Source organism: Kitasatospora sp. NPDC059817 (assembly GCF_042731835.1).
In the GTDB taxonomy this organism is placed as follows: domain Bacteria; phylum Actinomycetota; class Actinomycetes; order Streptomycetales; family Streptomycetaceae; genus Kitasatospora.
The window spans coordinates 1,784-6,165 of the sequence record NZ_JBHWIR010000155.1 but is presented as its reverse complement, the minus strand read 5'-3'; the positions used below and the strand labels follow the sequence as shown (position 1 = coordinate 6,165).

General features: G+C 72.1%; 2 protein-coding genes. Both read right to left on the bottom strand.

Features of this window, described 5'->3' with window-relative positions:
- The coding region (locus ACFV61_RS26910; RefSeq protein ID WP_380494357.1) for a hypothetical protein at nucleotides 1–446 on the bottom strand (446 nt) is incomplete at its 3' end.
- A gap of 150 nt (nucleotides 447–596) precedes the next feature.
- Nucleotides 597–4,244 (bottom strand): RHS repeat domain-containing protein, encoded by a 3,648-nt coding sequence (locus ACFV61_RS26905; protein ID WP_380494355.1) that lies wholly within the window; start codon nucleotides 4,242–4,244, stop codon nucleotides 597–599.
- Between the last annotated feature and the right edge of the window lie 138 nt (nucleotides 4,245–4,382).

Genomic DNA, 4,382 nt, shown 5'->3' with positions numbered 1-4,382 from the left:
CGTTGGGCGTGGCCCTCTCGCACCGCGCGGGGTGGCGCCGCCCTTGCGCGGGGGGCCACGAGTCGCTGCCGGACCCGCCGCCGCCGGCCCTGTCGGGGTACCCGGCAGCGTGCCCCGGTGTGGCTCTCGAGCCGGAGGGTGTGCGGCCCCCGGCCGGCGTCCGCCTCGGCCGTCACCGAGCGCAGCTCCGCCAGCGGGACGGAGGTGCGGTGCAGGCCTCGGCGGACGGTGATCCGGCCGCGGCCGACGGTGACGGAAAGGAGGAGCACCAGCGCGGGCGCGAGGGCGCTCACGACCGCCGCGGCGGCGTACACCGGGGCCGTGGGGCCGCCGTCGAGCGCCTTGGGCAGGGAGATCAGCAGGCCGCCCGCCGTGAGGGGCATTCCGAGGAGCGGGTTCGGCCGTACGGAGATCGGCGCGGACGGGGGTAACGCCTTGTCGGTCATGTGCCGTTCCTGTCGTCGAGAGGTACGGAGCGCGAGCCACCGCGAGCGGGGGGGGGGGCCCCCCGCGCGGGGGGGGGCCCCGCGGGGGCGTCGAAGGGACAGTATCGAGCTGGCCGTAGCCGGTGTGCACCGGCCGGGAACCGGGGCCGGTCAGCCCTCGCAGATCTTGCGCCAGACGTCCAGGCTCTTGTCCGTCCGGGCCGGGAGGATGCCCCTCAGAGCGCCCAGCCCCTTCAGTCCGAGGGGTGACGCCGCGACGTCCGCCGTCAGGTAGCCGGCCGCCTCCCCGCAGTCCCAGGCGGACGTTCCGCTGCTGCACTTGTCGGCCACCAGGCCAACCTGGGTGACGGTGGTCACCAACCAGGCTGCCCCGGAGATTCCCCCGGCGACGGCCGCGCAGGGCAGCGCGCCCACGACGGCGCAGCCCACCGCCACCGTGCCGGAGACGGCCCAGACAGCTGTGGCGACAGAGTTGATGTGCGAGATCACGTCGGAGTGGTCATGGGCGAACTTCTTGACGCTGCTCCAGCCCCAGAGCCCCGCCGGGTCCGTCTGGTTGAGCGGATCGGCGTTGGCGTAGCCGTATGCGCTGAGGGTCTGTTCGACCACCGGGTCGACGCTGAGGAACTGAGCCGTGGCCGGGTCGTAGGAGCGGGCCCGGAGGTACACCAGGCCGCTCTCGTCGTCGCTGTACTGGCCCGCGTACCGCAGCGCGGTCGACGCGGAGCCCGTGTGGGAACTGACGGCGCCGTAGGGCGTGTAGGCGTACGCTCCGGCCACGGAGCCCGAGGCGTCGGTCAGGGCCCGGGTGGAGCCCAGCTGGTCGTGGAAGAACCAGAGGGTGCCCGTGCCGGTGATCTGCTCGACCGGCAGGTCGTCCGGTCCGTAGACGTACGAGGACGAGCCGTCGGAGAGCAGGTCGGGGATCTGCTGCGCGTCCCAGGTGTAGGAGACCGTGGTCGTCCCGGTGGTCTTCCGCGTCCGCAGGCCGGTGCCGTTGTACGTGTAGGCGCTGGTGGTCCCGCCGCTGCTCACACCGGTCAGGCGGTTCGCCTGGTCGTACGTGTGGGTGACAGCGGTGCTCCCGGTGGTGGCCTTCGTGCGGTTGCCCTGCGGGTCCCAGGTGTACGCGGTCGCGCCACTGGGCGGGGCGGTGCAGGACGGTGTGGCCGGCACCGGGCCCGGGGTGCTCCAGCAGAGCTGGTTGGCCGTGTCGAAGGCCTGGCCGGCGGCTCCGGTCCGGACGGGGTTGTCGGCGGCGTCGTACGTGTAGTCGGTCGTGGCCGACCCCGAGGTGGCGGACTTGAGCTGGTTCAGCGCCGTGTACTGGTAGGTCTGGGCGCTGCCCGGCACACCGCTCGGGGTGTCCGAGTTGACGCGGCCCGTGTTGTCCCGGGTGTAGGTGAGCGAGACCTGTGTCGAGGTGCCGCTGGTCAGCCGGTCGGCCAGCGGCTGCCCGGCGTCGTCGAGCGTTGTGGTGACAGCGGTTCCGTTCGGGACGGCCGTGGACGTCCAGTGACCGGCCTGGTCGTACCCGAACCCGGTGGTCTTTCCGTTCCAGTCCTTGACCGCGGTCAGGCGGTTGGCCTTGTCGAAGGTGCGGGTGACCGTCTGGGCGCCGGCACCGGGGTAGGTGATCGAGGTTTCGTTGCCGTTCTCGTCATAGCCGTAGCCGGTGACCGCTCCGGCGCCGTCGGTCAGCGAGACCAGCTCGCCGAAGGCGTCGTAGGCGCGCCGGGAGGTGCCGGTGCCGTCGGTCATCGAGCTCTGTCGACCGGCCGCGTCGTAGCCGATCGCGGTGACTGGCGGGGTGGCGGTGTCCGAGTACGCCACCGAGGTGGGCTGGTTGTTCGCGTCGTAGCCGAAGGCGGTGGCGCGTCCGCTCGGATCGGTCGATGCCGTGCGTCGTCCGGCCGCGTCGTAGGCGTTCGCGGTGGCGCGGCCCAGCGGGTCGGTGCGCAGGGTCTGCCGCTTCTGGGCGTCGTACGCGTAGACGGTGGCCGCGCCGAGTCCGTCGACCGTCCTGGCGACCGTGCCGTCGGGGTTGTGGTCGGTGGTCAGCACCGTCCCGTCGGGCCGCGTCACCTTGGTCTGGTTCCCGAGGGCGTCGTACGTGTAGTGGGTGGTGTTGCCGTTCGGGTCGGTCGTCGAGGTGCGGTGCCCGTCGGCGTCGAAGACGGACGTGCTGGTGTGGCCGAGCGGGTCGACGGCGCCGGTCCGGTTGCCCCACGCGTCGTAGGAGTAGGTCGTGCAGCCCTTGGCAGGTGCGGTGCAGCCTGGTGACGTACCGGCGGCGACACCGTCCGGGGCCACCTCGGAGGTCAGCAGGCCTCGGGCGGTGTCGTACCCGTACTTGGTGGCATTGCCCAGTTCGTCGGTCGCGCTGATGACGGCGCCGGCCGGGTCGTAGGTCTTGCGGCTCGCGTTGCCGCGCGGATCGACCGCGCGGGTCGCGTCGCCCGGGTGGGCCGCGTCCTCGTAGTACACCGCGGTGGTCCGGGCCGGCAGCGATTCGTCGACCGGCTGGCGGACGACGCCGGTGAGCAGCCCGAAGCCCTCGCTGCCGGTGTTGGTGCCGCTGCCGGTCGCGATGTGGCCGGCCTCGTCGTAGGCGTAGGAGGTCCGGAGTCCGCTCGGGTCGATGACGGTGCGGAGGTTGTCCGCGCTGTCGTAGGACTTGACGGTGGTGAACCCGCGGGCGTCGCCGGCCGACGTCTCGTTGCCGTGGTCGTCGTAGGTGTAGGTGCGCAGGTTGCCGACGGGGTCGGTCTGCGCCGTGACGCCGAGGCTGACCGGGTCGTAGGTGTAGCTCCAGGTGCCCGCGTCGGCGGTGCCGTAGCCCTTGGTCTCGGACTGCAGGAGTCCGTTCTGGTAGGTGTCGAGGGTCTTGTGGCCGGCCGGGTCGGTGACCAGGGTCTGGCCTGCGACCAGGTTGCCGCCGTTGTCGGGCCCGTAGGTGAAGGTCGTGGTGCCGCCGACCTGATCGGTCTGCACGAGGACGCGGCCGGCGGTGTCGTACGTCATGGAGACGACTGGTGTCGGCGTGGCGGTGGACCCGTACTGGGACGGCTGGCGCATGGAGTTGAGCAGGTGGTTGCCGGTGTAGCCGTACTGGAAGTGGTCGTCGTCCTTGAGGACGGGGTTGCGGGTGGTGCCGGCGCCGTAGACGTCGGTGAGGTTGCCGTTGGCGTCGTAGCCGTAGCTCACCTGGCGGCCCGCGCTGTCGGCGAGGCCGGTGACGTGGTTGCCGGTCCAGGTGAGGGTGTAGCTGCGCCCGCCCGGGTCGGTGATGGTGGCCAGGTGGTCGGCGGCGTCGTAGCCCAGGGTGGTGGCGTAGGGCGGGGAGGCCTTGCTGCCGGCGAGGTCGGTCTCGCTGAGCAGGTGCCCGGTGCCGGCGTCGAAGGTGAAGATCTCCTTGGACTTGCGGGCGAAGGTGTAGGCGGTGCCGTTCTTGGCGAGGGTCGCGTTGAAGCGGGGCGCCGATGGTGCGTAGCTTCCGGAGGTGTTGACGAAGGCGACCTGGGAGCCGTCTTCCTGGCGGATCGTCACGTTGCCGGTGGCCGGGTCGGTGATGGCGCTCAGGTTGTAGGAGTGGGTCCAGCCCCAGCCGAACGGTCCGTCCGCGGCCAGGGCGCCGCCCGGGCCGGCCGGGTCGGCGACGGCGGAGGCGTAGGTGCGGGTGAAGGCGAGTGGCTTGCCGCGGCCCGGGGTGGTGAGGTCGGTGAAGGTCTCACCGAAGTAGCCGGTGCTGGTGTCGACCGGGTCACCGGCGGTGCGGCGTACGCAGCCGCACTGCACCCACGAGGGGTTGCTGCCCTTGGGGGCGTCCTGGATGCCGGGCGGTCCGCCGATTGGGGGGGGCGGGGGGGCGCCCCAGGGGTAGTATGGGACCCCCGCGGTGGCGAGCGGGTGAGTGGCGGAGGTTTAGTTTGCGGC